We start from the raw sequence: 24,280 nt of genomic DNA, 5'->3' as shown, positions 1-24,280 counted from the left end.
CGCAGCGAGAGGAAGCGACAGAATGCGTGTAGCAGTGATCGGTAGCGGTATAGCAGGTCTCGGGAGCGCCTGGCTTTTGCGTCCGCATCACCACGTGACCCTCTTCGAGGCGGACTCCCGCCCCGGTGGCCACACCCACACCGTCGACGTGCCCTGGGAAGGGCGGAATATCCCCGTGGATACGGGCTTTCTGGTGTGCAACGACTGGACCTATCCGCACCTGCTCGGGCTCTTCGCCGAGCTCGGCGTGGAGACGGCTCCCAGCAATATGTCCTTCAGCGTGCGCATCCGCGAGTGGGATCTCGAGTGGAGCGGCACGGACCTCGCCGCCCTCTTCGCCCAGCGACGCAACCTGGCACGACCCCGCTTCTGGATCATGCTGCGCGACATCCTGCGCTTCAACCGCAGGGCCAAGGCTTGGCTGCGCTCTCCGGCGGAGGACTGCAGTCTGGGTGAATTCCTCGACCGCGGTGGCTACGGAGCCTGGTTTCGAGAGGGTTATCTGTTGCCCATGGCAGCTGCCATCTGGTCCTGCCCCGTGGCCCAGATGACCGAATATCCCGCCCGCTCCCTGCTGAGTTTCTATGAGAACCACGGTCTGCTCAACGTCTTCCATCGGCCGCAGTGGCGCACCGTGCGCGGCGGCGGCCGCGAATACGTGCAGCGCATCCTCGCGCAGCTGCCCGATGTTCGCCTCGGGCAACCCGTCACCGCATTGAAGCCTGCTCCCGATGGCGGGATCCGGGTCCACACCGGCTCCGACTCCGAACATTTCGACCTCGTCGTCTGCGCCGTACATAGCGACCAAGCCGCAACACTGGTGGGAGACGCCTGGCCCGATACCGCAGCGGCCTTGAGCGCCATACGCTACCAAGAAAACCGCGCCTGGCTGCACCACGACCGCAGTTTCCTGCCGCGGCGTGAGGCCGCCTGGTCCGCCTGGAACTTTCATCAGGAAGAGCAGCGCGACGGCGCTCGCGCCGTTGCCGTAAGCTACCTCATCAATCGCCTCCAGCCCCTGGGGGTGGACGAGCCCATCATCGTCACCCTCAATCCCGAGCGCGATCCCGATCCAAGTCTGGTCTGGCGTCGGATCGACTATGCTCACCCGGTCTTTGACCGCGCCGCCTTGCAAGCCCAGGAAAGCCTGCGCGCGCGGCAGGGCGAGGGCGGTCTCTACTTCGCTGGCGCTTGGCTCGGTCATGGTTTTCACGAGGACGGCCTGCGCAGCGCCGTCGCCGTCGCCAATGCCTTGGGAATCGCTGCACCCTGGCAGGATGCGGCCCACTCCAACGCAGCAGCACAGGAGATTTTGTGTCCACAGCCGGCGTTGTGAAAGGAGCGTGGTTGACGAGCGAGGTCGTGCATCGGCGTCTGCAGCCGCGGCGGCCGGGCTTTCGTTACGGCGGATTCCACCTGAGCTTTGATCTGCAGGACGAGGCCGCGGTACGGCGAATCCTGTCCGGTTTTTGTCCAGTACGGTTTCGGACCGAGGATCATGGCGCCCGCGACGGCAGTCCGCTCCTGCCCTGGATTCAGGAGATCTTTTCCCGACACGGCATCGTCGCGGAACGGGTCGTGCTGGTCTGTTACCCCCGCCTGTGGGGATATACCTTCAAACCCGTCAGCTTCTGGCTGGGTCTGGATGCCGACGGCGTCCTGCGTGGGGTGCTGGCGGAGGTAAACAATACCTTCGGTGAGCACCACAGTTACCTCGTTGCCCACGACGACCGCCGGGCCATCGCGGCACAGGACTGGATCGAAGCCCGCAAGGTCTTCCACGTCTCGCCTTTCTTTGCGGTGGAGGGCCGATATCGCTTCCGCTTCGCCCTCGACGACCAGCACTTTCGGGCCGACATCCACTACCTGGACGATGCCGGCAAGGTGCTGCTCATCACTCAACTGGCAGGGCGGCGCACGAACCTCGATCGCAGCTCGGTCTGGCGCAGTGTGGGACGCTATCCGCTCATGACCCTGGCCGTTACCGGGCGCATCCACTGGCAGGCGCTGAAACTGTGGCGCGCCCGCGTCCCCTTTCATAGCAAACCCGTTCCCCCTTCCGAGGAGATCAGTTCATGAATACCGTTACCGCGACCCCGGCGCGGCGCAGTACGCGTCTACCCGCCTCGGCACGTCTGCTCTTCAACCTCCTGGAACGGCTGCCGGAAGGCCAGCTGACGGTGCGCGGGCCAGCCGGCGAGATCTGGACCTTCCGGGGTCAGGCCGCCGGGCTCGAAGCCGAGTGGCAGATCCACGACTGGGCGGCGGTGGCTGCCACGCTGCGCGACGGCGACATCGGTTTCGGTCGCAGCTATCGCGACGGTGACTGGGACAGCCCGGACCTCACCGCCCTGATCCGCCTGGCCCTGCGCAATCGCCATCTGCTCGAGGACTGCATCCAGGGTCACTGGGCCCGGCGCGGCCTGTACTGGCTGGCCGACCAGCTGCTGCGTCGCAACAGCCGCAAGGGCAGTCGCCGCAACATCGCCCAGCACTACGACCTCGGCAACGATTTCTATGCTCTCTGGCTGGACCCGAGCATGACCTATTCCAGCGCCTACTACGGCAACGATCGTGAGCAGAGCCTGGAGGACGCACAGCGAGCCAAATATCAGGCGGTCCTGGACGCCCTGCAACTGCGCCCCGGTGCGGAGATCTTGGAGATCGGTTGTGGTTGGGGGGGCTTCGCTGAGCTCGCCGCCCGCCAAGGCTATCGCGTGCGCGGTCTCACCCTATCGCGGGAACAGCGGGAATATGCCGAGCAGCGCATCGCTCGTCTGGGCTTGGATGGGCTGGCCAGCTTTCACTACCAGGATTATCGCGACGAAGCTGGCCGCTACGATGGCATCGTCTCCATCGAGATGTTCGAGGCCGTCGGCCGAGAGTGGTGGTCCACCTACTTCGGCCAGGTCCACCAACTGTTGCAGCCCGGCGGGCGAGCCGTAATCCAGACCATCAGCATCCGCGACGAGCGCTTCGAGCGTTACGCCAGCGGTTCCGATTTCATCCGCCGATACGTCTTCCCCGGAGGTCTGCTGCCCTCCCCCACCCGCTTTTCCCAAAGCCTCGCGGCGGCGGGATTGCAGGTGCTGGGGCGTCTGGATTTCGGTCTCGATTACGCGCTGACCCTCAAGCATTGGCGGGAATCCTTCGATCGCGAGACCAAGGCCCTGACTGCGCTGGGCTTCGATGCCGCTTTCCGTAGACTGTGGCGGTTCTATCTCAGCTACTGCGAGGCAGGCTTCGCCGAAAAAGAACTGGACGTCGGCCAGTGGACGCTCTCCCATGCCTGATCATCGTTGGAAGCGTCTCGCGCGCATACTGCTGCTGACCGCGACACTGGGTATTCCTCTGGACGCCCTGGCCAGCGTCTCCGTCCCCCTGCCCGAACGCGCGGCGGCGCAGGTGGAGGGTCTGCATCTGCTGGGCGCCGGACACTTGAACTGGCTCTTCTTCAGTGTCTACGATGCCGCCCTCTACGTTACCGGCAGCGGCTACTCGCCGGAGCGACCCTTTGCCTTGGCCATCCGCTACGAGCGTAATTTCAGCGCGGCCGAGCTGGCCCGTACCTCCCTCAAGGAGATGCTCAAGCTCAACCCGGGTATGCGGACGCAGGAGGCACGCTGGGCGCAGGATCTGGAGCGGGCCTTTCCCAGCGTCAAAAGCGGCGATGTGCTGGTGGGACTCTGTGTTCCCGGTCAGTACACCGAGTTCTTCTTCAACGGCAAGGTGTACAGCCGCATCGACGATCCGAGCTTCGGCCCCGCCTTCTTCAGTATCTGGCTCAGCCCCAAAACACCCGTCCCCGAGCTTCGCAAGGCCCTGCTGGGGGAGTCGTGAACAGGGATCGGCAGCGGCACCCTGGCTGGCTTGCCGGACGGCCCGCCGCGGGCCTGCTGGCGGCCTATGCGCCGCTGGGCCTGCCCCTGGCTTTCGGTGCTCTGCCGGTCTACCTCCTCATCCCGCACCTCTATGCCACGCAGTACGGGCTCTCCCTGGCTCTGCTGGGAGGACTCCTGCTGGTGCTGCGCCTGGCCGACGCCGTGCTCGATCCCCTCATCGGCCATTGGAGCGATCTCTGGGCCGAAGCCGTCGGCAGTCGACTGCGCCTGATCCTGGCGGGCATACCGGGCATGGTCCTCGGTTTTTTCCTGTTGTTTCAGCCCTGGCAGCAGATCGGCCTGGTCTGGAGTCTGGCCTTGGCACTGACGCTGTTCTACGTCTCCTATAGCCTCACCAGCCTCAACTATCAGGCCCTCGGAGCAGAACTTACCCGGGACTACAACGGCCGCACCTGGCTCACCACCGCCCGCGAGGCGGGAGCCTTGGTGGGGGTGCTGCTGGCGGCGGCTCTGCCCCAGTTTCTCGAAAGACGCTACGGCGCCGAAGCTGGCCTTCAGATCTTCGTACTCATCTTTGCGCTGACCCTGATTTTGGCCTTTCTACCTCTGTGGAGGCCCACGATGCGCCGACCGGTGTCCGGCAATCGCAAACCCTGGTGGACCTTCTACGAGCCCCTGCGCCGGCCGGCCCTGCGCCGGCTGCTGGGGGTATACACCCTGTCGCAGATGGGCAATGCCGTCGCCGCAACCCTGTTCTTTTTCTTTGTGGACGAGATCCTGCACACCAAGCTTCTCGCACCGCTCTTTCTCCTGGTTTATTTCCTGTCCGGTGCCTTGGGTATGCCGGTCTGGCTTGCCCTCTCGACCCAGCTCGGCAAGGCCCGCACTTGGTCTGCCGCCATGCTCCTCAGCACCCTAGCCTTTACCAGCGCCGTCTTCCTGGGGCCTGGCGACGCCTGGGCCTATGGTGTCATCTGTGTGCTCACGGGCCTCACCCTGGGCGCCGATCAGGCGCTGCCGCCCAGCATCCTTGCCGATCACACCGACCACGATCGCGACGCACGTGCGGGCAACTATTTTGGCCTCTTCAACTGGGTGGCCAAGGCCGCCACCGCCCTGGGTGCCGGTATCATTCTGCCGCTTCTGCAGTGGTCCGGTTTCCGGCCCGGCGTGCACCTTTGGCTGCTCAGCGTCGCCTACGCCATCGTGCCCGCGCTCATCAAAGTGGCGGCCATCCTGCTCATGGAGCTGGGAGCCGTCGAAATCCGAAACATCACCGTACTCAAGAAGGGAGTCGCCTCATGAAAACCGCAAGCAAAGTCGTCCTCGGTGTTGCCGTCATCGCCGCCCTGTCCGGCTGCGCTACCGTACCCAAGGATTACGCCCACACCACGCCCAAGTTCCGTCTCAAGGAATTCTTCAACGGCCCCCTGATCGCGACCGGCATGTTCCAGAACCGCTCGGGCAAGGCCGTCAATCGTTTCGTGGTGCGCATGATGGGGACCTGGGAGGGCAATCAGGGAACCCTGGTGGAGCATTTCACCTACATCGATCCGGACGGCAAGAAGACCTACGCCAACCGCACCTGGCACCTGACGGAGGTCAACGATCACGAATTCACTGGTACGGCCGAGGGCTCAGCGGGAGATGTGAAGAGCGCCTCGGGCAAGGCCTATGGTTTTGCCCTGCACTGGAGCTACGACGTCAAGCAACCGGTTGGCAAGAGTTTCTATAATCTCCACGCCGACGACTGGATGTACATGATCGAGCCCAATGTCGTCATCGACCGCACCGACGTCACCTGGTATGGCATACACGCCGGCGAAATCACGCTGGAGATGCATAAGCTCCCGGACACCGCCGCCAATCGCGCCATGGTGTCGCAGGAGAAATAACGGAGCGCCCCCCCGAATACGCGGACGGGGGCTCCGGCTCCTTCGGTCTCAGCTTCCAGTAACCAGCGGGCGGATGGCGGTGAAACCGCCATCGACGGGGAGGATCTGGCCGGTAATTTGGCCATTGTCCGGATCGACCAGCGTCAGCAACATGCGCGCTACCTGCTCCGGCGGGATCAGGCCACCCAAGGGATACTGTTTGGCTGCCAACTCCCGCGATTGCGGGTTGCGCAGCAGGTGCGCCGCCGCCCGGCTGTCCATGAGCCCGGATGCAACGGCATTGATACGGATACCGTCGCGGGCGTGAGTCGCGGCGGCTGCCCGAACCATGGCTTCCAGGCCCCCCTTGGCCGCTGCCACCGCCTCGTGAAAGGCCACCCCGATCTCGGCCACAACCGAAGACACAAAAACTGCAGCACCCCCACCGCCGGCCCTGCGACGAGCGGCGACGAAGGCGCGCAAGGTAAAGAAGGCCGAATCCAGATTGGCGCTCAGGCACTGCCGATACTGCAGTTCCGAGGTTTGACCAAGGCCCGCCAAGAGAAAGGAACCGGCCAGGTGCAGGAGGGCGTCGGGGACGGCGTCTTCGCCCTGCAGGGCCTTGAAGAGGCCATCCACCTCATCCATCTGCGACACATCGGCACGCCACCAGCGCGTGTCCATCGTCGCCGTGGTCGGCTGGACTGCGCGACTCACGGCCAGAACCTCCCAGCCCTGAGCCTGGGCCATGGGTATACAGACTTGCGCCAATGCGCCGCTGGCGCCCGTGATCAACAGCTTGCCTTTGTTCATGCTCGACCCTCTTCCAGTGCCGCGTAATTTCCATGACCTGTGCACACATCTCGGTCGCCCCGGACGATCCCCTGCCAACGCGCGTAGAGTTTACCGCGCTGAACTTTACCGCTGGGACCCAGGTAAGCATCCCAAAAACCGTCGCTGGCAATGCGCAGCGGGTAGGGCTCGTGCCAGCGTCGTCGCAAGGATGCCTCCCCCTGCGCCGTAAGGTCTGGCTGCAACCTCGCCAGAGCCAGGGAGTGGCGGGCGCCAGGGCCACCCAGCACCAGTGTGGCGAGCTCAGGATACTGCCCCAGCAGACGCAACTCCTCGAGCTCTGGCTCGACGTTGCGGCCATCGGCCAGGACGAAACGCGCATCACGCCGTCCCAACCAGTACCAACCGCCATCATCGTCGCACCGCACGCGGTCGCCACTGTCCACCCAGCCGTCGTGCTGGATCGGCTGCCAACGGCCGGCACGCCATTCTCCCAGAGCCTGACCGGGTGAACGATAGTGCAGCGTCCCCCCACGCTGTTCCGCCTCCACCAGGCTTCGTCCAAGGAAGGCCGGACGAAAGTCTCCCGGATCTCCAAGACAGATTCCCGGACCCGCCTCCGTCTGTCCGTAGCCCACGCGCAGGGCGCTGCCGCGCAAACGCTCTGCCAGCTCGGCGGCAATGGGAGCTCCCCCGACGATACCGCCAGCCAAGGCGCGGATCTGGCTATCCTGGAGCAGTGCTGCCACTCGCGGTACGACGAAGAGGTGGGTGAAGGACTCCTGACGAAAACTGGCCAGGGGGGCCACCCGCAGGCTCGCGCCACTGGCAAGGGTCGGCAGCAGTTCCAGGACTCCGGCAAAGACGTGGGTCCAAGGCAGACAATTGCGGACGAGGCTGTCACGCTGCAGCGCGAGCAAAGGCAGGTGGCTGTGGAGTTGCCAGCCCAGCGCGGCGTGACTGAGACCGAAGACGCGCGGTGCGTGCAGGCTGGCAGAGGTCCACAGCATCAGGGCCAGATCAGCGGGGTCGGCAATTGCCCTATCGGCGCGCTCCCCGCGCTGCAGTTCCAGGCTCCCGCCCGCATGCCTCAGGAAGAGATCGGGCCGCAGTGCGTCCAAGGCGATGGCCGTCTGTTCGCCGCGCCAGGCCGGCAGCGGGCAGAAAATACCGTCCAGCATCCAGGTGGCGATCATGGCGGCCAGGTAGAAGGGGCTATTGGGCACCTGTACCGCCACCCGCGGGCGTTGGGGCAGGGACGGTCGCCGCCATGCGCTGGCCAGGCGCCGAGCCCAGGCCCAGAGTGCCGGACCGGGCCAAATGCGAATCCCCGCAGCGGGATCGGGGGCCTGCCACTCCATGGCGAAGCCCGAATGCAGACCCGCTTCGAGGCTCTGCAGGAGCGCTTGCCTAGTCGCTGTGCTCATGCTCGTCCACTAGGCGCAGCAGTCGCGCGATGCAGCTTCGCACCTCTGTGACCGCTCCGGGCGGCAGCTGCCGCTCCAGCTCGGCAATCTGCGCGTCTACCTCCTGCAGGCCACGAGTCTGCTCGACGGTTAAAAACCCCCGGCCATCGCCCTGATAGGCGTTGTTCAGCAGGTGCCAGACACCGCGCAGAACCAGGTAGGCCAGGAATTGCTGCTCCGTCTCCAGATCTTCGGTGTGGAAGTTCTGGGCGCGCAGGATCTCCACCCAATCCAGAAAATCGTCGAGCTTGGTACCGGATACTTCCAAGGCAGCGTTCATCCGAGATCCTCGAACAAGGGTATGACACGGTCGACGAAAAGAAAGACCAAAGGGCTCTGGGCTGGCCGGTACAGCATGTGGATGTGGGCCGAAACGGGTCGGATTCGATAGGTGAAGGTGTAAAAAAAATGCTCATCGAGACTGCCGCGCTCCAGACCTGCGCGAAAACGTCCCCGAAAAAGGCGGCTGGCGGTACAAGGCGCCACTTCATCGAAAAAGGATCGATTCAGCACCTCGCTGGCGGGCAATCCGCTGAGGCGCTCTTCCGCCTTGTTGAAGATTCGTACTATGGCCTGGACGTCCAAGCCGATGATACCGAAGCTCTGCTGATCGGCCAGGCTCTGGTTCAGACTGTCCAGATGCTCCATTATGGCTTGTGGAACAAAGCTTTTCATGGACACAGGCTCATCACTCGCACGAGCAGACCAAGACCGAAGTGCCAGCTCTCAGATCGGGTTGTGCCATTTTTGTCCAAGCTTCGGTACAATGGGGATCATGAGCGAAGGGTAACCCGCCCACACGCAATGTCAAGGTATCGTCTTGGACAAAACGAATACACCGAAATCCGTCCCCCTGGAAGAACAGCCCCAGTTCCCCATCAGCGTGGTGGAGCAGGAGACGGGCATCTCCAAGGAACTGCTACGCATGTGGGAACGGCGCTACGGCTTTCCGGTGCCGACCCGGGATGCCGCCGGCAACCGCCTGTACAGCCGCAGTCAGATCCAGCGCCTGCACGACATCAACCGTCTACTCAACGCTGGCTACCGTCCCGGTTTCGTGGTGGGGGCAGAGCCGCAGCGGCTGGAGCGCCTGTTGCGTGAAATTCCCTCCCCAGCCGCTATCAGCCCGCGTGCCAATCCAGCCTTGGACAAGGCCTGGAAGGCTCTCACGGACATCGATCTGCGTAGCCTGCGTCACCTCTTGCGCCAGGAGCTGGCTCGGGATGGCGCCCAGAATTGGGTCATGGAGTTGGCAGCGCCGTTGCTGCTTCGCATGGCACGCAGCCGCCTGGACCAGAGCCTGCCCACCTTTGCCGAGCGGGCCGCCCAGGAACTCCTTCTGGAGACTCTGGAACTGGCCGCAGCGCAGATCCCGCCCGCGCCAGACGACAGCCTGCGGATCCTGCTCATGAGCCTCCCTGGGGAAGGCCGCCCCTTGGAAGTACAGATGACGCGCGTCCTGCTGCTGGGCAAGGGCGTGGACGTGCTGTTCCTCGGCCCTGAGCCGCCGCTGGAGGACATTCTTCCCTGTCTGCGGCACTGTCCTGTCCACGTGCTGCAGTTGGCCATATCCGCCGCCTCGGTGAATGGCGACAGTCGGCAATGGATTAAACAGATACAGGACAATATCCCGCCCAGTATCAGTCTCTGGCTCAGCGGCAGCGGCGCCACCGAACTCAAGGAGGAGTATCCAGGCCCCTGTTTTTCTCGGCTCCAGGACCTGCTGGGCGCGGTCGAGCATTGGAATCCAGGCAATCTGAGCTGACCGCATTTTGTATAGTACATACCATTGACACTGTCCCGGAGGAGTCCTACACTTTCCTTGTGACGGAAACGGAGGAACTCTTCATGGCACATCAAGACACGGTTCTGGTAGTAGGTGCGGGCCCGGCGGGCCTGTCGGCGGCGGCTACGGTGGCGGCCATGGGCAAGAGGGCGGTCATCGTCGAGAAAGAGGACGTCCTCGGTGGCGCGCCCATCATTTCCGGTTACGCCAAGCTGGTGCCCTCTGGAGAATGGGCCAAGGATGCCATCGGCCGCATGGTCAGCCGCGTGGATGGCAATGGTAACGTCAGCATCCACAAGTCCACCAAGGTGACGCAGCTGGACGGTGAGGCCGGCAACTTCACGGCGCACCTGAGCAACGGGCAGCAGGTGGAGGCGGGCAGCATCGTGCTGGCCACGGGTTTCACCCACTTCGATTCCATCAATAAGCCGGAGTGGGGCTTCGGTACCTACGAGGACGTGCTCACCACCACACAGATGGAGCAGATGGTGGGTGCCGGGCAGATTCGCTGTCCCTCGGATGGGCGCGTCCCCGAGCGGGTGGCCATCCTCCTCTGTGTGGGTTCGCGGGACCGGCAGATCGGGCGTGAGTGGTGCTCCAAGATCTGCTGCACCGTCTCCACCAACCTCGCCATGGAGATCAAGGAGCTGTCGCCGAGCACCGATGTGTTCATCTACTACATGGACATCCGCACCTTTGGGCTCTACGAAGACAAGTTCTATTGGAAGAGCCAGGAAGAGTACAAGACCAAGTTCGTCAAGGCGCGTATCGCCGAGGTGACCAAGTCCCCGGACGGTCGTCTGCTGGTCAAGGGTGAGGACACCCTGGTGAAGCGTCCCATCGTCATCCCCATGGACATGGTGGTGCACGCCATCGGCATGGATCCCAATGCGCTCAATCCCGAGATTGCCAAGGTTTTCGGCATCGGTTTGGAGAAGCACGGCTTCATCGACCGCGCCGAGCAGTACACCAACAGTCAGGGGACGACCCGCAAGGGCATCTACGTCTGCGGCGCAGCCACGGGCCCGGAAACCATCGACGACTCCATCGCTCAGGGTCAGTCCGCCGGCTCCCGTGCCGTGGCGGATCTGTACCAGTCGGCGGCCGTCGCCGTCAACGCCTGAGGAGGATTTCGCCATGGATATACGCAGAAGCTATCTGCTCCAAGCCCTGGCGTGGTTCGTGGCGGCCCTGGTGTTCATGGCCGTCGGCAGCCCCGCCGAGCCTCTGTGGCTGATGAGCGGATTGATTCTCTTCATGCTTTCGCTATCCCGGGCTGCTCAATGGACTCTCGCCGAGAGGAGCGCGGCAGTGCCGGTGACCAAAGCTTTCAAACGTTGATTCTGGTGGCCTTTGGGGAGCGCATGCTCCCCTTTTTTTCAGGAGGACTTTATGACGTCTACCGAAAAATGGCACGGACAAGCAACGAGCTGGATCCTGTGCCGCCCGAGCTTCCTTGCCTTGCGGGCGGCCTTCCTTGTGACCTACGCCCTGGCGGTCCTGCTCTGGGCAAACCAGTGGCTGCCCCTGACCCTAGGATTCTTCGCTAGCTACAATCTGGGCCACGGGCTCTTTTGCCTGCGCCACACGCTAGCAGGAAAGCAGCCCCTGAGCGCCGTTCGAGGCCTCATCTGGCGTTCCAGCGCCGACATCGCCTTCGGTGCCAGCGTGCTTCTGGGGCTGGTCACGGGTGCTGCATTGGCGAGCCTGCTCCTCATGGCGAGCCTCTGGCTGATCGGCGCCGGTGTTCTGGAATTTCGCTGGCTCATGCAGAATCATCGGCAGTGGGAGCGCTTTTTTGTCACCGCTCTCGCCATTTATCTTCCCTTCGCCTATCTACTTCAGTTACTTTTCGTCTTGGGTCGGGACGAAAGCGGCACGCAGCTTTTCAGCGTCAATGCCGCGGCCATCGCCGTGGCGGCGGCGGCGGCTCTCGGCGTCCTCGCGAAAATCAATCTGCCGAGGCATCGGCGTGCCGTCTTGCGCTACAAAGTGGTAACTCAGTCCTGAGGAGAGTCCGACGTGAGCGAAGCCCAGAGCTATTCCAGCAGACTGCGCCCCTACGGCAATTCCTCACCGGAATTCCGCCTCGACCAGTTCTTCGATGGGCCGAGTGTTGCGACGGGGATCTTTCAGGATCGCTCGGGGCGCGTGCGCAATCGTTTCGTGATGCATCTGCTGGGTACCTGGCAGGGCGAGCGCGGCAGCCTCAGCGAACGCTTTCTGTTTCTGGACGACCGCGGTCAGACCACGACAGCGGAACGCCTCTGGCAGTTGGAGTTGGAAGATCACGGTCATTTTGTCGGCACGGCCAAGGGGAGCGCTGGCGATATCGTCGGCGAGGCCAAAGGCGAGAGTCTCGGCTACGCGATGCACTGGCGCTATGTGGTGCGTCAGCCCGTGGGCGGCAAGTTCTACAAACTCCGTGCCGACGACTGGATGTACCTTATCGACGCCGATCACGTGATCAATCGCACCCGGATGTTCTTTCTCGGCTTTTATATCGGCGAGGTGAGCATCGAGATACACCGGCTAGAGAACACCCCCGACAACCGTGCCGCCATGGCTCAGTACCCACGTTCGGGCGAGACCATCCGATGAGTTCTCCCTCCTTCTGGCGTGGCAAGCGCTGCTGGCTGGTGGGCGCGAGTTCCGGTATCGGTGCCGCCTGCGCCCGTGAGTTGGCCCGCGCCGGCGCCCAACTTGCCATCAGTGCGCGCAGCCAGGATAGCTTGGATGCGCTCCGCACCGAGTTTTCCCAAGGCGCACAGGATCCGGCTCCAAACGCACACCTGGCGGTGGCGATGGACGTCCGCTCGGACGAAAGCGTAGCCGTCGCCTGGGAGCGTATCCGTGAGGCCTGGGGCGGCATTGACCTACTGCTCTACCTGGCCGGCAATTACGTGCCGGCACGGTCCTGGGAGCTGGACGTGGGCAGGGCCAGGGATATCCTCGATATCAATTACCTGGGGGCGCTACGCACGGTATCCTGCGTGCTGCCGAGTTTCCTCGAGGCGGGCGCGGGCCATATTGCCCTGACCTCCAGCGTGGCAGGTCTTCGCGGCCTACCCAAATCCCTCTACTACGGTCCCAGCAAGGCGGCCCTCACCCATTTTGCGGAGATCCTGCGCCTTGACCTCGAGCCGCGCGGCCTACGTGTGCAGGTCATCCATCCGGGCTTTGTCGCCACTCCCCTCACAGCGCAGAACGATTTTGCCATGCCCCACCTCCTGCAGCCCGAGGCAGCGGCACAATTGCTGCTGCGTGGGCTGGAGGGTCGGAGTTTCGAGATCCATTTCCCCAAAGCCTTTACCCGTCGCTTTCATTGGCTGCGCTGTCTACCCTACTCTTGGTATTTCCCCCTCATTCGCCGCGCCACCGGACTCTAGGGACGGACACATCGGCACAATCGTCATCTCTCGTCTAGACTGAAGGGGTGTTCCTGTAAAAAAGGAGATCCCGTATGGCCGTAGAGATGAAAGTGTTCAGTACCGGAATCGATCCGGGCGACTGGATCCCCCAACGCTTCACCCAGCCCGGCGCCGGGGTGACCCCGCCCATTTTCTGGCAGCATCTGCCCCCGCAGACGCGCAGCCTCGTGCTGCTCATGGAGCATCGTGAGGCGAAACCCGAGGAACGGATCTTCTGGCTGGTCTACGATATTCCGCCAACGGTAGAAGGCATCCACGAGGGTGGGCCCTTGCCCGACGGGGCGAAGCTTGGTCGCAACAGTTTCGGCGAAACCCGCTACCGAGCGCCCGAGGCCAGTGCCGAACGTACTCTGCAACACTACGACTTTGTCTTGCTGGCAACGGATCTGGATAGTCTGGGCCTGCCGGCGGGTGCCGATTGGGATGCCGTCAAGCAGGCGCTGAGAGGCCACCATCCACCCGAGGATCTGGCTCCACCGCCAGCCATCGACGCCCGTGCCCGGGAGCTGCATCCCCTGAGTCACGTGCTCGATCACGCCGAGTTCTCAGGACACTTCGCCCTGGACACCGACGCTCCGGTCAAGACCTGAGTCTCAGGACCGGTGCCCGAGATCGGTCACCATGAGCGGGGCCAGCGCGGTGAGCGCCGGCCCCGTGTTTTTCCCGGTTCGCTGTGAACGATGCACGGTGCTCCACAGGACGACCCCGGCCACCACCGGGAAGCCGTGGCGCCTGCGAAGATCAGGAATTGCCCGGATCGTCGCTGCGCTTCAGCAGTCGATCCAGCCAGTGGTTCAATAACCTGCCCGCAGCCTCACGGCCACCCAAGCCGAAGGACAGGGCCACGGCCACGGCCACGGCACCCAAGGTCAAGCCAAAGGCCAGATTGACGATGTCGTCGGCAATGCCCATGGCGCGCAGTCCCATGGCGAGCACGAGGCCGAGGATGGCAAAACGCGCAATTTCGGCATAGAGCGTGCGATTGCCCTCGCCACTTTGGGCAATGCTGCGCTGTGCAAGACTCGCCAGCCAGAAGCCCACCATGAGGATGACGCTACCCAGCAGAATCTGCCCGGCAAAGTTGATGAAGAGGGCGACCAGGTGCTCCACCGCCGTGAAACCCAGTTGCTCGGCCGCGGCCGTGGTGGCAAACAGCATGGCAAAGAAAAAGAGCACGCGAGCCAATACGCGCGACGCCGAGTTCTGCTCCGAGAACAGATGTCCCAGTCCGACGCGCTGGGGCAGCTGGTCCAGGCCAGCGCCAGCCGTGAGCTCGGCGATGACCCCGACGATGAAGCGGGCAACGAACCAAGTCACCAGCAGGATGAGGATAGCGGCCAGGATGTGTGGCAGGGCGACGAAGAACTCCTGCAGCATCAGCGTGGCGGGCTGACTGATGGCGTCGATGTGCAGGGCCTGCAGGGCGGCGATGAGGGCCGGCAGGAAGACGACGATGAACACCAGGGTCCCCAGGCTGTGGGCCAGGCTACGGCGTGGTTCTATACCCATTCTTGCCGCCGCTTGGTCCACACCCAAGGCCGTCGCCAGATTGCGGGTCAGGGCCCGCAGGATGGACGCGATGATCCAACCTACCACGGCGATGACGAGGCCAGCGAAGATGCGAGGAACGGCCGCGAGCAGGCCTGCCGTCATCTCCTGCACGGGAGTGATGGCGCCGTCGATGCGCAGGGCACCCAGGATGGCCGGCAGGAAAAACAATATCACCAGCCAGAAGAGCACGTTGGCCAGGGCATTCTCCAGTTCCGGGGATGTACCTTCACCCAGGTGCCGTTGGCGCAGCATGGAGAGTGGTTTGAGGCTCAGACTGCGCACCAGTTTGGCGACGACGTAGGCGATGCCGACGAGGACCAGGCCGGCAAAAAGATCGGGCAGGTAGAAGGTCACCTTGCTCAGCATCCGGTCCAGAGGCACGATGGCGGCGTCCACGTGCAGCACCCCGAGCGCACCCACCAGCGCCAGCAGCAGGATCAGCCAATACACCAAAGCACCCACGAGGCCGACGACGTCGAAAGCCCGGGATGCCTCTTCTCCTTCGCCGCGCATACGCTCATTGAGCTTGAGGGCGTGCAGAAGGCGCTGCACCCCCGATCGAACGATGCTCGCAAGGATCCAACCGATGATGAGGATTACGGCCGCACCGATGATGCCCGGCACGACGGCAAGGAACTGTGCCTCCAGATTTTGCAGCCACGCAGTTACGTTCATGCTTCCTCCAGATATTATCCGTTGAAAACGCACTGTTTGCTTATGCTAATAGAGTATGAACTTCTGAGCAAACAAAAGACCAATGTAGCTCAAGATTTATTATTCGCGATATGGCTACGCTCGTCCTCGGGAGGGTGTGTCCGTCTCGTCTGCAGACATCGGGAGGTCTGGCCTATGGGCACAAGCGAGACTGGCGTGACCTATAGAAATGCACCGCAGGTGAGCCGGTGCTAGGAGGCAGGCGAGTGAGCCGTCCTGGCGGATCAGCGACAGGACGACCCTATTATTTCTACGATTTCAATCCCAGCTCAGCGCTCCGCCCGTCTGATACTCCGTCACCCGGGTCTCGAAAAAGTTCTTTTCTTTCTTGAGGTCCATCATCTCACTCATCCAGGGGAAAGGGTTCTGGATGCCCGGCCATTGCGCTGGCAGTCCCAACTGCTGCAGGCGACGATTGCCGATATATTTGACGTAGTCTTTGAAGATCGGCGCATTCAGACCGAGGATTCCGCGGGGCATGGTATCGTCGGCATAGGCGCACTCCAGCTCTACGCCCTTGCGGATCAGAGCCACTATCTCGTCTTGGAAGGCTTCGCTCCACAATCCCGGATTTTCCACCTTGATCTGATTGATGAGGTCGATACCAAAATTGCAGTGCATGGACTCATCGCGCAGGATGTACTGATACTGCTCCGCCGCACCCACCATCTTGTTCTGCCGACCCATGGCCAGGATCTGGCTGAAGCCCACGTAAAAGAAGGTGCCCTCCATGATGGCGGCAAAGACGATCAGGGAACGCAAGAGCTTTTGATCGTTCTCCGGCGTACCGGTGCGGAAGGCCGGATCCGTCAGGGTCTGGATGAAGGGCAGGAGAAATTCGTCCTTGGCCCGAATGGAGGGCACCTCGTGATACATGTTGAAGATCTCGCCTTCGTCCAGACCGATAGACTCGACGATGTACTGATAGGCGTGGGTGTGAATGGCCTCCTCGAAGGCCTGGCGCAGCAGATACTGGCGGCACTCCGGTGCGGTGATGTGACGATAGGTACCGAGGACGATATTGTTGGCGGCCAGACTGTCGGCCGTGGTGAAAAAGCCCAGGTTACGCTTGACGATGCGGCGTTCGTCCTCGGTCAGACCCTTCGGGTCCTTCCACAAGGCGATGTCCCGGGCCATCTGCACTTCCTGGGGCATCCAGTGGTTGGCGCAGGCGGCCAGGTACTTGTCCCAGGCCCACTGATACTTGAAGGGCACCAGCTGATTGACATCGGCGCTGCCGTTGATGATGCGCTTGTCCTCGGCGCGCACCCGCTCGAAACTCTGCGCCGCAACGCCGCCGTCGGCGCCGAGACCCGGATGGTCCTGATAGGGAGGCATCACGCGCAAGGGATCGGGACGGCTGGGTTCTTCAAAATTCAACATGGTCGATGCTCCTGGTCGTATGAGTTCACTGACAGGCTTCGCAGCCGGGATCTTCGATGGCACAGGCCTTCAACTGTCCGGGCACGGCATTGAGCACACCTTTGCTCACCGTGGACTTCTCCGCCGCGGTCGCTCCCAGGGAGCGCAGGTAGTAGGTCGTCTTCAGACCACGACGCCAGGCCAGGCGATAGGTCTCGTCGATCTTCTTGCCCGAAGGCTGGCCAAAATACAGGTTGAGGCTCTGGGACTGGTCCAGCCACTTCTGGCGCCGCGCCGCCGCCTCCACCAGCCATTGCGGATCGATCTCGAAGGCGTTGGCGTAGAGGGGCTTGAGCGCCGCGGGAATGCGGTCGATAGGGGTGACCGAGCCGTCGAAGTACTTGAGGTCGTTGACCATGACTTCGTCCCAAAGACCCGCGGCCTTGAGGTCTCGCACCAGATAGGCGTTGACCACGGTGAACTCTCCGGACAGATTGGATTTGACGTAGAGGTTCTGGTAAATGGGCTCGATCCCCTGGCTTACGCCGACGATATTGGAGATGGTCGCAGTGGGGGCGATGGCCAGGCAGTTACTGTTGCGCATGCCACCCATCACTTTGGTACGCAGACTCTGCCAGTCCAGACGCTGGCTGCGGTCCACCTCGACGCCGGCGACCCGACCACGGGCCAGCAGCTCGATGCTGTCGATGGGCAGGATGCCCTGGCTCCATAGGGAGCCGGGGAAACTGCGGTAGCTTCCGCGCTCACGAGCGAGGTCCGCCGAGGCGTCTATGGCGTAATAGCTGATGAGCTCCTGACTGATGTCGGCAAACTCCACCGCTGCCGAGGAAGCATAGGGAATGCGCAGGGCCAACAGGGCATCGGAGAAGCCCATGAGACCGAGGCCCACGGGACGGTGACGCAGGTTGGAATTGCGCGCCTTGGCAACGGCGTAGTAATTCATGTCGATGACGTTGTCCAGCATGCGCATGGCCACCCGCACCGTACGGGCGAGCTTGTCCGTGTCCATCAGCGCCATGAGCTCCTCGGCGCTGGCCTCCGTTCGCAAACCCTGGTCGGGCAGATCGGCCCGCAGGTGCGCCACCAGATTGACGGAGCCCAGATTGCAGACGGCAATCTCCTTGTCGCTGGTATTCAGGGTGATCTCGGTGCAGAGGTTGGAGCTATGCACCACCCCCACGTGCTGCTGAGGGCTGCGCAGGTTGCAGGGATCCTTGAAGGTAATCCAGGGGTGTCCCGTCTCGAAGAGCATGGTCAGCATCTTGCGCCAGAGCTGCAAGGCCGGCAGGCGCTTGAACAGCGTGATCTCGCCGGCGTCTGCCAGCCGCTCGTAGTGCTCGTACCGCTCCTTGAAGGCTTGGCCCGTGAGATCGTGCAGGTCCGCCACCTCGTTGGGGCTGAACAGCGTCCACGGACCATCGCTGTGCACCCGCTCCATGAAAAGATCCGGGATCCAGTTGGCCGTATTCATGTCGTGGGTGCGGCGCCGGTCATCGCCGGTGTTCTTGCGCAGCTCCAGAAATTCCTCGATGTCCAGGTGCCAGGTCTCGAGATAGGCGCAGACGGCCCCCTTGCGCTTGCCGCCCTGATTGACGGCGACAGCGGTGTCGTTGACCACCTTGAGGAAGGGCACCACCCCTTGAGATTTGCCGTTGGTGCCCTTGATATAGGAGCCCAGGGCCCGCACCGGGGTCCAATCGTTGCCCAGGCCGCCGGAATACTTGGACAGCAGGGCGTTGTCCTTGATGGCCTCGTAGATGCCGTCCAGATCGTCCGCCACCGTCGTCAGGAAGCAGCTGGACAGCTGCGGGCGCAGGGTACCGGCGTTGAAGAGGGTGGGTGTCGAGCTCACGAACTCGAAGCGCGACAGCACCTCATAGAAGGCGATGGCCTGCTCCTCCCGATCGATCTCCTCCAATGCCAGCCCCATGGCCACTCGCATCCAGAAGGCCTGGGGCAGCTCGATGCGCCGCTCGCGCACGTGCAGAAAGTAGCGGTCGTAAAGAATCTGCAGACCCAGGTATTGAAAATCCAGATCCCGCTCGGGGCGCAGCGCCGCGGTGATACGATCGAGGTCGAACTGCGCCAGACGCGGATCGATGAGTTCGTGCTGAATGCCCGTGCGCAGATAGTCGCGGAAGTACTCCGGATAGCGCTCGCTCATCTGGGCCTGGGTAGCCGGCTCGCCCAGCACCTCGCGCCGGATGCGATCCAGAAGCAGGCGTGCGGTGGCATAAGCGTAGGCAGGGTCCTGCTCGATCAGCACCCGACAGGCCAGAATGGGCGCCTGAAAGAGCTCCTCCTCGGTGATGCCGTCGTACAGGTTGCGCTGGGTGGCATGCAGGATGGCTTCCACGGATACCGCCTCTCCTAGACCGCTGCAGGCCTCACCGATCACCTGCCGCAGGCGCTCCATGTCCAGGACCCGCTCCTGCCCGTCGCCGTGGCGAACCCGCAACACCGCCGCCTCGGCCGGGCTGGCCTGCCGTTTCTGCGCCCGCTCCCGCGCCCGCTCCTCCCGGTACAGGACGTAGGCCCGCGCCACCTCGTGCTCGCCGGCGCGCATCAGAGCCAGTTCCACCTGATCCTGAATATCCTCGATGTGCAGCGTCCCGCCACCCGGCTGGCGCCGCTGCAAGGTCTCTACCACCTGCTCCGTGAGCCGGGTGACCAGATCGCGCACCCGTGCGCTGGCCGCTCCCGCCCCCCCGTCCACGGCCAGAAAGGCCTTGGTCATGGCGACGTGAATCTTGCTGGCATCAAAAGGGACGACGCTACCGTTGCGCCGGATGACCCGATACCGACCCAGGTCGGCGGGGACTTCGAGAGCTTCAGACTGGGCACTGCGAACGGGCGAGGGCATGGGGACAATCTCCTTGGGTTCTGCACGGGACCTTGGGGGGTTCTGAACTAAATATAGTCTGCTGATCTTTTCTGTCAACTAGATATTGTGTGGATAAGGCGGTTGATGACTCCGGGAAAAGCTGTGGGCGAAAAGCCGGCCCCACGATCGCGACATCGAATAGTTCTATACTTGTTCTAGATTGCTGGGAGGTGCATACTGGGAGCGAAGCCTGCTCAGGAGAATCCGCACATGTCCGAATCCGCCCTCGAAATCGCCAAGGCCACCCTGTTCGCTCCCGGAAACATCGGTGAGTCGGCGCTGGAGCGGGTCTTTGCCCAGCTGTCGCGGCGGGCTCTGGACGATGCCGACCTCTACTTTCAATACAGCCGCAGCGAGGGTTTCAGTCTCGAGGAGGGCGTCGTCAAATCCGGCTCGCACCACATCGAGCAGGGTGTGGGTGTCCGCGCCATCCAGGGGGAGCGCCAGGGCCTGGCCTACTCCGACGAAATCGCGGTGGACGCCCTGCTGAGTGCCGCCGAGGCGGCCCGCGCCATCGTCCACCACAGTGGCGAGCAGCGCGCCCTGGTGTGGCAGCGGCGGCAGGGTCTGGATCTCTACCCTCCCGTCGACCCCCTCGCCGATCTGTCCAGCGAGGAGAAGGTCGCCGTGCTGGAGCGGGTGGAGGCGGCGGCGCGGGCCGCGGATCCGCGCGTGGTCCAGGTGATGGCCAGCCTGAGTGCCCGCTTCGAGGCGGTGCTGGTCGCGCGCCTGGACGGCAGCATGGCGGCGGACATCCGCCCCCTGGTGCGCCTCAATGTCATGGTCATCGTCGAGTCCGGTGGGCGGCGTGAACAAGGCACGGCGGGCGGCGGGGGCCGCAGCGACTATCGTAGCTTCCTCGCGGGTGGGGCCGCCGAACATTACGCACGCGAGGCCGTTCGCCAGGCTCTGGTGAATCTGGAGGCGCGCGATGCGCCGGCCGGTAGCATGGAGGTGGTGCTGGGACCGGGCTGGCCGGGCATCCTGCTGCACGAGGCCATCGGCCACGGCCTGGAGGGCGACTTCAACCGGAAGGGCACCAGCGCCTTCAGTGGCCGCGTGGGTGAGCGGGTGGCGGCTCCAGGGGTCACCGTAGTGGACGACGGTACCCTCGCCGGGCGGCGCGGCAGCCTCAATGTCGACGACGAGGGCACACCGACTCAATGCACGGTGCTCATCGAGGATGGCTTCCTCAAGGGCTATCTGCAGGATACCCTCAATGCCCGTCTCATGGGCACCCACTCCACAGGCAATGGACGCCGCGAATCCTACGCCCACCTGCCCATGCCGCGCATGACCAACACCTACATGCGTGCCGGCGACCGTGATCCGCAAGAGATCATCGCCAGTGTCAAGAAGGGGCTCTACGCGGTGAACTTTGGCGGCGGTCAGGTGGACATCACCAACGGCAAATTCGTGTTCTCGGCCTCGGAGGCCTACCTCATCGAGAACGGGCGCATCACCCAGCCCGTCAAGGGCGCCACCCTTATCGGCAACGGTCCCGACGTGCTCACCCGGGTTGAAATGGTAGGCAACGACCTCCAACTGGATACCGGGGTGGGTACCTGTGGCAAGGACGGCCAGAGCGTACCCGTGGGAGTGGGTCAGCCGACCCTGAAAATTCGCGATCTTACGGTGGGTGGGACACAGGGTTGAAAGCCGTCTTGACTTTCTGGTTTCGGTTGTCAGCTTGGAGTGGCCGGGATACACTGACCAATGTCCGGGGTTTTTACCCCGTCTAAGCTCCCTGCGGGGGAGGTGAATACATGAATAACGTTTTCAAGAATGTACTGCTTTGGGTGGCCATAGGCGTCATCCTGATGCTGGTCTTTCAGAATCTCAATACGAGCACGAAAGCGCCGGCCCAGGCCATGAACTTTTCCACCTTCGTCAGTAGCATCAAGCAGGGGCAGGTGGCGGACGTCACCATCGACGGCAATCACTACACGGGTTCGCTCAGCTCCGGGCAAAAATTCAGTGTCTACGCTCCCAAGGACGATAGTAGCTTGGTCAAGGAGCTGTTGGCCGCCGGAGTCAAGATCGACGTGAAGCCGCCGGAAGGTCAGTCGCTGCTGCTTTCCATTCTCATTTCCTGGTTCCCCATGCTGCTGCTCATCGGCGTCTGGATCTTCTTCATGCGCCAGATGGGGGGCGGTGGTGCCGGCGGCCGCGGGGCCATGAGCTTCGGTCGAAGCCGTGCCCGCATGCTCACGGAAGAGAACAACAAGATCACCTTCGCCGATGTGGCGGGGGTGGAGGAAGCCAAGGAAGAACTGGCGGAAATCGTCGACTTCCTCCGCGACCCGCAAAAGTTCCAGCGCCTGGGTGGTCGCATTCCCAAGGGTGTGCTCCTCATGGGCTCGCCCGGTTCGGGCAAGACCCTGCTCGCCCGAGCCATTGCCGGTGAGGCGCGAGTACCCTTCTTCTCCATCTCCGGTTCCGATTTTGTCGAGATGTTCGTGGGCGTCGGTGCCTCGCGCGTGCGCGATATGTTCGAGCAGGCCAAGAAGCACGCGCCCTGCATCATCTTCATCGATGAGATCGACGCCGTTGGACGGCAGCGTGGTGCGGGTCTGGGCGGCGGTAACGACGAGCGCGAGCAGACCCTCAACCAGTTGCTCGTAGAGATGGACGGCTTCGAAGGTACGGAGGGCATCATCGTCATCGCCGCCACCAACCGGCCCGATGTGCTCGACCCCGCCCTGCTCCGTCCCGGCCGCTTCGACCGCCAGGTCACGGTGCCCCTCCCTGACATCCGCGGACGGGAACAGATCCTACAGGTGCACATGCGCAAGGTACCCGTCGGGCCCGATGTCGATCCCAAGATCATCGCCCGCGGCACCCCAGGATTCTCCGGTGCGGATCTGGCCAACCTCGTCAATGAGGCGGCCCTCATGGCGGCGCGCAAGAGCAAGCGGCTGGTGGACATGCGCGACTTTGAGGACGCCAAGGACAAGGTGATGATGGGCGCCGAGCGCAAGTCGGTGGTCATGAGCGACAAGCAGCGGGAGACCACGGCGTACCACGAGTCGGGGCACGCGGTGGTCGCCAAGCTCCTACCCGGTACCGATCCGGTGCACAAGGTCACCATCATTCCGCGTGGGCGTGCTCTGGGTCTGACCATGCAGTTGCCCACGGAAGATCGCTTCAACTACGAGCGGCAGGAGATCCTCAACAACATCTCCATCCTCATGGGCGGACGCATTGCCGAAGAGGTCTTCCTCAACCAGATGACCACCGGTGCCGGCAACGACATCGAGCGGGCCACGGATCTGGCGCGCAAGATGGTGACCCAGTGGGGCATGTCCCAGATTGGTCCCATGGTCATCGGCGAGAAGGAAGAGGAGGTATTCCTCGGTCGGGAAGTCACCAAGCACAGCAACGTTTCGGAGCAGACAGCGCAGACCGTGGATGCCGAAGTACGCAACATCATCCAGGAGCGTTATCAGGTAGCGCGTAACCTCATCGAGGAGAACCGCGACAAGGTCGAAATCATGGCCAAGGCCCTGCTGCGCTTCGAGACCCTGGACGCCAACCAAGTGAACGACATCATGGCCGGACGTGATCCGCGGCCGCCGGCAGACAGCTCCGGCAGCAGTCCGGCCGTCAGCAACCAGCCCGACAGCGTGGGCAATGCCGGCGCGAGTGGGATGCCGAACCTGAATCCGGGAGAACGCCCGGTATAGGCATGGCGGTGGCGGATCCCGCCCAAGGGCGCTCCCGGTGGCTGGAGCGCCCTTCTGTTATGGGCATACTCAATGCCACCCCCGACTCCTTCTCGGACGGCGGCCGATACACGACGGTGGATGCCGCCGTGGCCTGCGCCCGCCGCTTTTTCGAGCAGGGAGCCGACATCATCGACATCGGTGCCGAATCCACCCGCCCGGGCGCTCCGGTAGTGGACGAAAAAACCGAAATGGCGCGCCTTCTGCCCGTCGTCGAGGCGGTGGCGGCCAGCGTTCCCCTCCCGATCTCTATCGATACCCGCCGGGCCCGCGTCATGCGTGCCGCGCACGCCCTGGGGGCGTGCATGATGAACGACGTCAGCGCCCTGCGCGACGATCCCGAGTCCCTACGCACCGTGGCCGAACTCGGTCTCGACGTCTGCCTCATGCACCGGCGCGGAACGCCCCAGACCATGCAGGGACAGACCCACTATTCGGACGTGGTGATGGACATCCGCGACTTTCTGGCCGAGCGCGTGCGCGTCTGTCGCGCCGCCGGTATCGCCGCCGAGCGCATCGTGCTGGATCCCGGTATCGGCTTTGCCAAGGATCTGGAAGGCAATCTGCGCCTGCTGCACCGCCTGGACGCCCTGCGCGAACTCGGGTTTCCTCTGCTCATCGGCGTTTCCCGAAAAGGCTTCATCGGCAGCCTCACGGGTGTGACAGAGCCCTCGGCACGCGACCCGGGTAGCGTCGCTGCAGCCCTGTGGATCTGGGCGCGGATCGGACCGGCCATCTTGCGCGTACACGACGTGGGGGCTACGGTACAGGCACTGCGCGTGTGGGCGGCCCTCGACGCAGATCTGGACCCGAACCCCAAAAAAGGATAAGG

General features: G+C 63.3%; 23 protein-coding genes. 16 read left to right on the top strand and 7 right to left on the bottom strand.

The window, feature by feature from the left end; all coding sequences use genetic code 11:
* Nucleotides 1-22: 22 nt before the first annotated feature.
* From Q0C23_RS05775 to Q0C23_RS05750, 6 genes are read left to right on the top strand one after another with little or no spacing between them, the layout of a single operon-like run.
* Nucleotides 23-1,336 (top strand): NAD(P)/FAD-dependent oxidoreductase, encoded by a 1,314-nt coding sequence (locus Q0C23_RS05775; RefSeq protein ID WP_291511431.1) that lies wholly within the window; start codon nt 23-25, stop codon nt 1,334-1,336.
* 11 nt (nt 1,337-1,347) lie between these two features.
* Nucleotides 1,348-2,079 carry a DUF1365 domain-containing protein gene (locus Q0C23_RS05770; protein ID WP_291511430.1) on the top strand — a complete coding sequence of 244 codons (732 nt, stop codon included), beginning with the start codon at nt 1,348-1,350 and terminating at the stop codon, nt 2,077-2,079.
* Nucleotides 2,076-3,293, top strand: coding sequence for a cyclopropane-fatty-acyl-phospholipid synthase family protein (locus tag Q0C23_RS05765; protein ID WP_291511429.1), 1,218 nt, complete (start codon nt 2,076-2,078; stop codon nt 3,291-3,293). Before Q0C23_RS05770 ends, Q0C23_RS05765 begins: the two co-directional genes overlap by 4 nt.
* Nucleotides 3,286-3,840, top strand: a complete 555-nt coding sequence (locus tag Q0C23_RS05760; RefSeq protein WP_291511428.1) for a chalcone isomerase family protein — start codon at nt 3,286-3,288, stop codon at nt 3,838-3,840. The genes Q0C23_RS05765 and Q0C23_RS05760 overlap by 8 nt, the downstream gene beginning before the upstream one ends.
* A complete protein-coding gene (locus Q0C23_RS05755) occupies nt 3,837-5,147 on the top strand; it encodes an MFS transporter (protein ID WP_291511427.1) in 1,311 nt (436 codons plus the stop codon). Before Q0C23_RS05760 ends, Q0C23_RS05755 begins: the two co-directional genes overlap by 4 nt.
* A complete protein-coding gene (locus tag Q0C23_RS05750) occupies nt 5,144-5,737 on the top strand; it encodes a DUF3833 domain-containing protein (RefSeq protein ID WP_291511426.1) in 594 nt (197 codons plus the stop codon). Before Q0C23_RS05755 ends, Q0C23_RS05750 begins: the two co-directional genes overlap by 4 nt.
* Nucleotides 5,738-5,785: 48 nt before the next feature.
* On the opposite strand, the gene Q0C23_RS05745 is transcribed toward Q0C23_RS05750, so the two are convergent.
* Genes Q0C23_RS05745 through Q0C23_RS05730 form a run of 4 tightly spaced genes read right to left on the bottom strand, consistent with a single transcriptional unit; the run spans nt 5,786 to nt 8,649 of the window.
* Nucleotides 5,786-6,529: an SDR family oxidoreductase gene (locus Q0C23_RS05745; RefSeq protein WP_291511425.1), complete on the bottom strand. Its 744-nt coding sequence runs from the start codon at nt 6,527-6,529 to the stop codon at nt 5,786-5,788.
* Nucleotides 6,526-7,935: an AMP-binding protein gene (locus Q0C23_RS05740; protein WP_291511424.1), complete on the bottom strand. Its 1,410-nt coding sequence runs from the start codon at nt 7,933-7,935 to the stop codon at nt 6,526-6,528. Before Q0C23_RS05740 ends, Q0C23_RS05745 begins: the two co-directional genes overlap by 4 nt.
* Nucleotides 7,919-8,254, bottom strand: a complete 336-nt coding sequence (locus tag Q0C23_RS05735) for a hypothetical protein (protein ID WP_291511423.1) — start codon at nt 8,252-8,254, stop codon at nt 7,919-7,921. Before Q0C23_RS05735 ends, Q0C23_RS05740 begins: the two co-directional genes overlap by 17 nt.
* Nucleotides 8,251-8,649, bottom strand: a complete 399-nt coding sequence (locus Q0C23_RS05730) for a PAS domain-containing protein (protein WP_291511422.1) — start codon at nt 8,647-8,649, stop codon at nt 8,251-8,253. Before Q0C23_RS05730 ends, Q0C23_RS05735 begins: the two co-directional genes overlap by 4 nt.
* A 145-nt stretch (nt 8,650-8,794) precedes the next feature.
* Between Q0C23_RS05730 and Q0C23_RS05725 the strand changes: the two genes are divergently transcribed.
* The 7 genes from Q0C23_RS05725 to Q0C23_RS05695 all read left to right on the top strand — a co-directional run bounded on the left by Q0C23_RS05725 (nt 8,795) and on the right by Q0C23_RS05695 (nt 13,781).
* Nucleotides 8,795-9,739 carry a MerR family transcriptional regulator gene (locus Q0C23_RS05725; protein WP_291511421.1) on the top strand — a complete coding sequence of 315 codons (945 nt, stop codon included), beginning with the start codon at nt 8,795-8,797 and terminating at the stop codon, nt 9,737-9,739.
* Between the two features lie 83 nt (nt 9,740-9,822).
* A complete protein-coding gene (locus Q0C23_RS05720; RefSeq protein ID WP_291511420.1) occupies nt 9,823-10,884 on the top strand; it encodes an FAD-dependent oxidoreductase in 1,062 nt (353 codons plus the stop codon).
* Between the two features lie 13 nt (nt 10,885-10,897).
* Nucleotides 10,898-11,101, top strand: coding sequence for a hypothetical protein (locus Q0C23_RS05715; RefSeq protein WP_291511419.1), 204 nt, complete (start codon nt 10,898-10,900; stop codon nt 11,099-11,101).
* A gap of 51 nt (nt 11,102-11,152) precedes the next feature.
* Nucleotides 11,153-11,770, top strand: a complete 618-nt coding sequence (locus Q0C23_RS05710) for a hypothetical protein (protein WP_291511418.1) — start codon at nt 11,153-11,155, stop codon at nt 11,768-11,770.
* 12 nt (nt 11,771-11,782) lie between these two features.
* Nucleotides 11,783-12,361, top strand: a complete 579-nt coding sequence (locus tag Q0C23_RS05705) for a DUF3833 family protein (RefSeq protein WP_291511417.1) — start codon at nt 11,783-11,785, stop codon at nt 12,359-12,361.
* Complete coding sequence (locus Q0C23_RS05700) at nt 12,358-13,149, top strand: SDR family oxidoreductase (RefSeq protein WP_291511416.1); 792 nt, start codon at nt 12,358-12,360, stop codon at nt 13,147-13,149. The genes Q0C23_RS05705 and Q0C23_RS05700 overlap by 4 nt, the downstream gene beginning before the upstream one ends.
* A gap of 74 nt (nt 13,150-13,223) precedes the next feature.
* Entirely contained in the window at nt 13,224-13,781 is a 558-nt protein-coding gene (locus Q0C23_RS05695; RefSeq protein WP_291511415.1) for a YbhB/YbcL family Raf kinase inhibitor-like protein, read from the top strand.
* A gap of 151 nt (nt 13,782-13,932) precedes the next feature.
* Here Q0C23_RS05695 and Q0C23_RS05690 read toward each other — a convergent pair whose 3' ends face one another.
* From Q0C23_RS05690 to Q0C23_RS05680, 3 genes are all read right to left on the bottom strand, one after another.
* Nucleotides 13,933-15,417, bottom strand: coding sequence for a mechanosensitive ion channel (locus Q0C23_RS05690; protein WP_291511414.1), 1,485 nt, complete (start codon nt 15,415-15,417; stop codon nt 13,933-13,935).
* Between the two features lie 297 nt (nt 15,418-15,714).
* On the bottom strand, nt 15,715-16,839 hold the full coding sequence (locus Q0C23_RS05685; RefSeq protein ID WP_291511413.1) for a ribonucleotide-diphosphate reductase subunit beta: 1,125 nt from the start codon (nt 16,837-16,839) through the stop codon (nt 15,715-15,717).
* A gap of 25 nt (nt 16,840-16,864) precedes the next feature.
* Nucleotides 16,865-19,702, bottom strand: coding sequence for a ribonucleoside-diphosphate reductase subunit alpha (locus tag Q0C23_RS05680; RefSeq protein WP_291511412.1), 2,838 nt, complete (start codon nt 19,700-19,702; stop codon nt 16,865-16,867).
* A gap of 231 nt (nt 19,703-19,933) precedes the next feature.
* Between Q0C23_RS05680 and tldD the strand changes: the two genes are divergently transcribed.
* The 3 genes from tldD (at nt 19,934) to folP (ending at nt 24,278) form a co-directional block, all read left to right on the top strand.
* The gene (gene tldD / locus Q0C23_RS05675; protein WP_291511411.1) at nt 19,934-21,379 is read left to right on the top strand and encodes a metalloprotease TldD; all 1,446 of its coding nucleotides are present in this window, start codon (nt 19,934-19,936) and stop codon (nt 21,377-21,379) included.
* A 110-nt stretch (nt 21,380-21,489) separates the two neighbouring features.
* A complete protein-coding gene (gene ftsH / locus Q0C23_RS05670; protein WP_291511410.1) occupies nt 21,490-23,409 on the top strand; it encodes an ATP-dependent zinc metalloprotease FtsH in 1,920 nt (639 codons plus the stop codon).
* Nucleotides 23,410-23,468: 59 nt separating this feature from the next.
* A complete protein-coding gene (folP, locus tag Q0C23_RS05665; RefSeq protein WP_291511409.1) occupies nt 23,469-24,278 on the top strand; it encodes a dihydropteroate synthase in 810 nt (269 codons plus the stop codon).
* The last annotated feature ends 2 nt before the right edge of the window (nt 24,279-24,280 follow it).

Source organism: Acidithiobacillus sp., assembly GCF_023256195.1.
In the GTDB taxonomy this organism is placed as follows: domain Bacteria; phylum Pseudomonadota; class Gammaproteobacteria; order Acidithiobacillales; family Acidithiobacillaceae; genus Acidithiobacillus_A.
The sequence above is the reverse complement of the archived record's forward strand: the minus strand, read 5'-3'. Positions and strand labels throughout refer to the sequence as shown.